The organism is Streptomyces atratus (assembly GCF_014648655.1).
Lineage (GTDB): Bacteria > Actinomycetota > Actinomycetes > Streptomycetales > Streptomycetaceae > Streptomyces > Streptomyces atratus.
Map to the genome: position 1 here is coordinate 1 of NZ_BMRN01000117.1, position 6,289 is coordinate 6,289.

The 6,289-nt window shown below is 70.9% G+C and carries 9 protein-coding genes and 2 pseudogenes; 8 read left to right on the top strand and 3 right to left on the bottom strand.

Annotated features, from left to right (window positions below):
• Positions 1-163 precede the first annotated feature (163 nt).
• The 3 genes and pseudogenes from IEZ15_RS43150 to IEZ15_RS43160 all read left to right on the top strand — a co-directional run bounded on the left by IEZ15_RS43150 (position 164) and on the right by IEZ15_RS43160 (position 1,561).
• Entirely contained in the window at positions 164-412 is a 249-nt protein-coding gene (locus tag IEZ15_RS43150) for a catalase-related domain-containing protein (RefSeq protein ID WP_229846579.1), read from the top strand.
• A gap of 54 nt (positions 413-466) precedes the next feature.
• Positions 467-852: pseudogene (locus IEZ15_RS43155) on the top strand (ankyrin repeat domain-containing protein).
• Between the two features lie 142 nt (positions 853-994).
• Positions 995-1,561 (top strand): hypothetical protein, encoded by a 567-nt coding sequence (locus IEZ15_RS43160; RefSeq protein WP_189282398.1) that lies wholly within the window; start codon positions 995-997, stop codon positions 1,559-1,561.
• Between the two features lie 39 nt (positions 1,562-1,600).
• Here IEZ15_RS43160 and IEZ15_RS43165 read toward each other — a convergent pair whose 3' ends face one another.
• Complete coding sequence (locus tag IEZ15_RS43165) at positions 1,601-1,768, bottom strand: hypothetical protein (protein WP_189282399.1); 168 nt, start codon at positions 1,766-1,768, stop codon at positions 1,601-1,603.
• Between IEZ15_RS43165 and IEZ15_RS43170 the strand changes: the two genes are divergently transcribed.
• The 4 genes from IEZ15_RS43170 to IEZ15_RS43185 all read left to right on the top strand — a co-directional run bounded on the left by IEZ15_RS43170 (position 1,767) and on the right by IEZ15_RS43185 (position 4,204).
• A complete protein-coding gene (locus IEZ15_RS43170) occupies positions 1,767-2,234 on the top strand; it encodes an SsgA family sporulation/cell division regulator (protein ID WP_189282400.1) in 468 nt (155 codons plus the stop codon). The genes IEZ15_RS43165 and IEZ15_RS43170 overlap by 2 nt on opposite strands.
• A 430-nt stretch (positions 2,235-2,664) precedes the next feature.
• A complete protein-coding gene (locus IEZ15_RS46230) occupies positions 2,665-2,826 on the top strand; it encodes a hypothetical protein (RefSeq protein WP_229846581.1) in 162 nt (53 codons plus the stop codon).
• Between the two features lie 381 nt (positions 2,827-3,207).
• Positions 3,208-3,738 carry a hypothetical protein gene (locus tag IEZ15_RS43180; protein WP_189282401.1) on the top strand — a complete coding sequence of 177 codons (531 nt, stop codon included), beginning with the start codon at positions 3,208-3,210 and terminating at the stop codon, positions 3,736-3,738.
• A gap of 58 nt (positions 3,739-3,796) precedes the next feature.
• Positions 3,797-4,204, top strand: a complete 408-nt coding sequence (locus IEZ15_RS43185) for a Tn3 family transposase (RefSeq protein ID WP_373302774.1) — start codon at positions 3,797-3,799, stop codon at positions 4,202-4,204.
• Positions 4,205-4,315: 111 nt separating this feature from the next.
• Here the strand turns inward: IEZ15_RS43185 and IEZ15_RS43190 are convergent, their stop codons facing one another.
• Positions 4,316-4,888 (bottom strand): helix-turn-helix domain-containing protein, encoded by a 573-nt coding sequence (locus IEZ15_RS43190; RefSeq protein WP_189282403.1) that lies wholly within the window; start codon positions 4,886-4,888, stop codon positions 4,316-4,318.
• Positions 4,889-5,067: 179 nt separating this feature from the next.
• Here IEZ15_RS43190 and IEZ15_RS43195 point away from each other — a divergent pair, with 179 nt between their 5' ends.
• Positions 5,068-6,057 carry an alpha/beta fold hydrolase gene (locus IEZ15_RS43195; RefSeq protein WP_189282402.1) on the top strand — a complete coding sequence of 330 codons (990 nt, stop codon included), beginning with the start codon at positions 5,068-5,070 and terminating at the stop codon, positions 6,055-6,057.
• A gap of 68 nt (positions 6,058-6,125) precedes the next feature.
• On the opposite strand, the pseudogene IEZ15_RS43200 reads toward IEZ15_RS43195, so the two are convergent.
• Positions 6,126-6,289: pseudogene (locus IEZ15_RS43200) on the bottom strand (IS110 family transposase); the annotation flags it as partial.

The following is a 6,289-nucleotide window of genomic DNA, read 5'->3' on the forward strand; positions in this document are numbered from 1 at the left end:
CGTCTTCGCGCATGTCAATCCCCGCTCATGCGGCAAGTCGCCTCAAAAGCCACTGGCCACAAAGGCGTTATAGCTCCACCAGGCATACCTAAACGCCCACTCAGGTCACACTTGACGTGGATATGTTCCTATCTAGGTCGCCTACCGTGAGCCAGGCCAGGCCGTGGGAGCGGTCGCCGACCGGTTCGACTACCGTGCGGACGACGACAACTACTTCGAGCAGCCCGGTAACCTGTTCCGCCTGATGAGCTCCGAGCAACAGCGGGCTCTCTTCGAGAACACGGCGCGCGCGATCGACGGTGCGTCGCAGCGCACCGTCGAACGGCACATCGCCAACTGCACCCAGGCCGATCCGGCCTACGGCAGAGGCGTCCGCAAGGCGATCGAGGCCCTGGCAGCCGGGGACCTCTGACCCCGAACCCCCGGAGCGGAACACGCCAGACGCCCAGGGCCGGAGAATGCACGTATGACCAGCGGTGAGCTGACCCCCGAGCAGACGGAAGGCGTCGTGGCCGTCGCCTGGATCTGGCCCGGCAGGGCAGTACCGAGCAACTGGTGGAGTTCGTGGAGCACGGGCTCCCGGTGGATGTGAGCGACGCGGCGGGCAACACGCTCCTGATGCTTGCCGCCTATCACGGTCACGCCGACACCGTGCGGGCCCTGGTCCGGCTCGGCGCCGACCCGGATGTGTGCAACGCACGGGACCAGACCCCCATCGCCGGCGCCCTGTTCAAGGGCGCGGACGACGTGGTGGCGGTACTGCGGCAGGCCGGCGCGGAGCTGGACACCGGTACGCCGACGGCACGGGAGACCGCATCGATGTTCGGCCGTGCCCACCTGCTCGCGGACTGACGACGTGGACTGTCGACGGGGGGCTGACGGTCCGTGGTTCCCGCATCGGGCCCGCACCGGGGGCGGTGACCGGGGCGTAGGAGCTGCGGCAACACCCTGGCAGCCCCGAAGACCGGCTGAGGTGTGGTGGACAGGTTCACACATGTGTAACTCTGACGTACCTTCAACTACTCAACTCAGCGAAACAGTGCGGGCCCAGCCCTGTGAACGGGGTCGTCCAGGACGGATCCGACGCCGTGATCACACCAGCCACTTCGACTTCGTCGGCTCGCTGCGGGCGCGGCGTAACGCCGCGCTGCTGGAGCTGGCCACGCCCGGGCTGCTGGACGACTGGTTCGTGGAGTCGGGGATGCTGGATCTGGCGCCCGGTGCGAACGAGGCACATGTGGTGATCGCCGTGCAGTTGCGTGAGGCGGTCTCTGCACAGGTCGCGGCCCGGCTCGATGGCCGGCCACGGTCGACGGAGGCGGAGGCGGGGCCGGCGGTGACGGTGGTCCGCACGGGATCGGCGGGCCAGGACGCCGAGCCGGTGTTCCCTCCGACGGTGCAACCACCCAGCGCGGCCACGGCGCTGACGACGAGGACGGTGCCGTACCGGGTCGACGGACGGGACGAGCGGGTGGGACGCAGGCGCCGTGTTCGGGGGTACGTGTGCCATTCATACCTGGACAATGGCCTGGACCCCGTCGCGGGTTGCCTCCGGACATGACCGGTTCGCCGCCCGGTCCGAACGGACCTGCAGCGCCAGTCAAATGACGTACCGGTGGGCGGGGGTGCCGGGCGTGGAGGCAGCCGGTGCGGGGAGTTGGGTGGCGGTGACGTATTCGGTGCCAGGGTCAGGTGACGGATGTCGTGGGGTGTGCTGGTGGGGGAGAGTCGGGGCGAGCTTCTCGACCACGAAAGGGATTTCCGTCATGAACGGCGAACAGGCCGGTGTCCGGGCAGGTCAGGCGGTGTCGGGGGAGTTGCCGGTTCTTTGTCTGGACGTCCGGCGAGTGCTGGACGGTGTGCCGGTGCATCCCATTCGGGCCGAGTTCCGGTTCGATGCGGTGTCGCCGATGGTGGTGTCGATGACGTTCACTCCGTGGCGCGGTCGGGGTGTGACGTGGCGTATCGGTCGCGAGCTGTTGTATCGGGGGTTGTACGAGGAGAGCGGGGAGGGCGACGTGCAGGCGTGGCCGGTGCAGGAGGAGGGGGAGGTGGCCTGGCTGCTGTTGGAGTCGAGGGAGAGCAGTGCGGTGTTCGAGCTGCCTGTCGCGGAGGTCGGGGAGTGGCTGGAGGCCACGTACAAGATCGTGTCGGCGGAGGCGGAGGCGGACGCCCTGGACTGGGACGCCTTCCTCGGCGAACTGCTGGACGACCGCGAACGGCCCGACGACTGACCCGCTGTCCTGCGATCACTTGACTGATGTGTGTGCCGGACGCCGGCGGGCGAGTGTGAACGATTCGTACGGCGCTGTCGTGCGTCGTGTTTCCGCACGGAGGTATTCATGACCACGTTTCGGCTGGAGACGGGGGTCGGCTCGCGACCCGCACGTGGAACCGCCGCCCCTTCCCCGGCGCCCGCTCCCGGGCGACCGCGCGCAGGCCGGCCCTGACCGTGGTGCGGGACCACGGCGCTCACGACAGCCCGGTCGACCTGCGGACGTTGGTGAAGTCGCCGATGCCCGGCGATGTGCGCGGCGCGCTGGTCACCGCGGTGGGCCGTTTCCCGGCGGCCGGCTCCAGGTCGTCCGGGCGCCGCTCACCTCGCCCACCCGTATACCGCCGGGCGAGATCCTGCTGCCCTGGGTTCCGGCCCGCGAAGGCCGGATGGACGTCACGGCCCACCCGGGGCTTGCGGGTGAGCAGGTGCTGCTCGCCACCTGGCCGGGGCTGAACGGCGACTGGTCGGACATCGTCCGCCTCACCGTCCCGAGGTGCGCGAGCTGCATGCCGCGCTGCGTCTGGCCACGGTCGTGCTGGGCCGCCTGAGCGACACCTCATCTGCAGGGACCGAAGGGACCGGAAAACCGGATCGCTTTCCCGGAGTGTGAGTCGAGGGTGGGTGCGACTTGTCTGCTTGTTGTTGGGGGTGGGGAAGACGGCGGGTCATCCGGTGACATTCCGGAAGGGGTGTTTGGCCAGTTCGGGGAAGCAGGCGGCACGGAAGGGCCTCGACAGTGCCCTCCCGCTCACCGTGGCCCGAGATGTGGGCTGCAAGGTCTCCTACCTGCCTGGACTCGCGATGCGTCGGAGTGTCGGCACCAGGCCCGCACCAGCCAGACGGATACCGCCGACTACCCCTGTGCGTCTCCTCACCGGCCTACCCTGGCGTCAGGGCGCCCACTATGCGCCCAGGACGACGGGAGACCCATGGCCGAGCCTGTGACCGAACAGCCTGACCCGCCGTCGTACCCGCCGAAGACTCCGCCCCCGCCGAAGAAGCCCGTCTCGCCGCCGCGCCCGGACACGGTGGACGGGCGGGTGGCCGGCCCCGGCCCGGTGGTACGGACGGCCAGGCGGGGGGTGGGGATGCGGAACCGGCGCGGTGTGAACTGGTCGCTGGAGTCCGTCCCCTGGGCTGCGAGCATCGCGAAGCGCAAGGTTGCGGCGCAGTTGGGGCAGTGGGGGTATCGGCCCGACCAGACGGTCATCGACACGGTGGTCGGGCTCCTCGTCACTGCGGCGGTCGCCGACAGTGGCCGGCGCCTCAGCGTTCACGTGTCCGACCAGGACCGGCAGGCGTGCATTCTCGCCCTGTCCCACCAGGCCGACCTGGCACCCGGTCACGCTCCGGACGGCGACGACGTCCTGCACCAGATCACTGCGGTGCCCGGGGTGACAGGGTGCGGCACGGATACCGGGCCGGACGGGCGACGCATCTGGGCCGTCGTCAGCCTCTGACCGCAGGCGCAGCGAAGCCCCGGCTCGTACGGGCCAGGGCTGTCGATGAAGCAGCTCAGTGTTCCGTCATCATGTCCACCGGTACCTCTCGGCGGGGGCCGCCCGCGCCATCGCCATCCAGATCGCCAACGCCACCTTCGCCGCCCGCAGCACCGAGCTGTGGGGCCAGGGTTCGACCGCCGTGGCCTCCGACTCCACCCACGTGCGCGCCTACGACCAGAACCTGTTCACCGAGTGGCACTCGCGCTCCGGCGGCCGCGGCGTGCTCATCTACTGGCACGTGGAGAACTGGCGCGTGGAGAAGAAGTCCCTGGCCATCCACTCCCAGGTGATCGACTGCACCGCCTGCGAGGTCGCCGCGATGGTCGGTGAGCGTGCCTTCGGCGCAGGTCGGGGTGGTGTGGAACATCCGCCGCTACTTCAAGCCGTCCCCGGAGAGGCGGTTGTTCATCACGTACGCCGGTAGCTCCGGCATCCCTTCGACGATCCGGGAGGCTCGGCCGCACCGTCGGCCGATCCTCCCGTTGAGCTGCAGGCACCGTCGCGGGGGAGTGGTCCCAGGACGCCGTGCTCCGCCCTACCGGGCCCCGCGGCCGAGGACTGGGGTGCGCGGTCGTAGGCGCTCTCCCTGCGGTCCGAACATGATCAGGTACTCGACCGGTCCGCCGGGTCCGGCGTTCGCGACTCCGTGGGCGGTGCGGGTGTCGAACTCGGCGACGTCCCCGGCGCTCAGGACGAGGTCCTGCTCGCCGAGTGCGAGCCGCAGCCGCCCGTACAGGACGCACAGCCATTCGTAGCCGTCGTGGGAGACCTGCCGCGGCCGCGCCGGCGGCGCGTCGACGGCGGGCAGGACGTGCTTGTGGGCGTGCAGGCCCCCCACGTACCGGGTCAGCGGCAGTACCGCCTTGTCGTCGCCGGGGCGCTGCGGCATCGGGGTGCGCGGTCCGGCCGCGGCGACGGGTGCGGTGCCGGCCAGTTCGTCCAGGGAGATGTCGTACGCCTTCGCGAGTTGCAGCAGCACCTCCAGGGTCGGCTTGCGCCGGCCGGTCTCGATCCGTGACAGCGTGCTCAGCGAGATGCCGGTCGCGCGGCTGACGCCGGTGAGTGTGGCGCCGCGCTGCTCGCGCGCGGTCCGCAGCCGGGGGCCCATGGCCGCCAGCGTGTCGGCTGTGCCGTCGTCCGTCACCGTCGCCCCGCTCCCTCCGGCCGTGCCGCCTCCACCGCCCTGTCCTGCCAGTTTGCCAGGATGGCAAGGGTGCTCGCGTCGGGCGGCCGCCGCGCCGCATGATCGGTGGGTAACCGCGGCCGCCCGCGAACCGAGGAGAAGCCATGCACCAGCCCGAGCCGTCCGCCGACCTGCGCCACCGAACCATCGAGACCCCCGCCGTGCGCCTGCACCTGGTCGAGCAGGGGACCGGCCCGCTGGTCCTGCTCGTCCACGGTTTCCCCGAGTCCTGGTATTCCTGGCGCCGCCAGCTTCCGGCCCTCGCGGCAGCGGGGTACCGGGCCGTGGCGCTCGACGTGCGCGGCTACGGCCGCTCCTCCAAGCCGGCCGCGACGGACGCCTACCGGATGCTCGACCTGGTGGAGGACAACGTCGCACTGGTGCGCGCCCTGGGCGAGGAGAGGGCGGTGGTCGTCGGGCACGACTGGGGCTCCAACATCGCGGCGGCCTCCGCCCTGCTCCACCCCGAGGTCTTCCGCGCCGTCGGACTGCTGAGCGTCCCCTACGCGCCGCCCGGCGGCCCCCGCCCCACCGACATCTTCGCGCAGATGGGCGGCGGCCAGGAGTTCTACGTCTCGTATTTCCAGGAGCCCGGCCGGGCCGAAGCGGAGATGGAGCCCGACCTCCGGGGCTGGCTCGCGGGCTTCTACGCGGCCCTGTCCGCCGACACCATGCCCGCCCATGGCGAGCCCGACCCGCACTTTGTGGCCCGCGCCGGCGGCCGACTGCGCGACCGCTTCCCCGGCGGCAAGCTGCCCGCCTGGCTGACCGAGCACGACCTCGACGTGTACGCCGGGGAATTCGAGCGCACCGGCATGACCGGGGCCCTCAACCGCTACCGCAACATGGACCGCGACTGGGAGGACCTCGGCCAGTACGGCGGCGCCCCGATCAAGCAGCCGTCCCTGTTCATCGGCGGCGCCCTGGACGCCTCCACGACCTGGATGGCCGACGCGATCGACGCCTACCCAGCCACCCTCCCCGGCCTGGCCTCCACCCACATCCTGGACGGCTGCGGGCACTGGATCCAGCAGGAGCGTCCCGAGGAGGTCAACCGTTTGCTGACCGCTTGGCTCGCCTCCCTCCAGGGCTGAATCGTCGGGCGTGCCGCGGCCGGGCTCCGTCGCAGGCGACCGCCCGATCGAGGGGGGTGCCTCTATGTCCGGGTGGCCATGCGCGGGGCCTTGGGCCGGACGAGTTCGACGAGGCGGCGGCGTTCGGTCTTTCGCAGTGCGGCCGGGGATCCGTGGCGTTCAAGGAGCCAGGTGACGGCCTGGTGGTCGAGACGGGGGCCCAGGACACGCTCCAGGCTTGGGTGGAACTGGG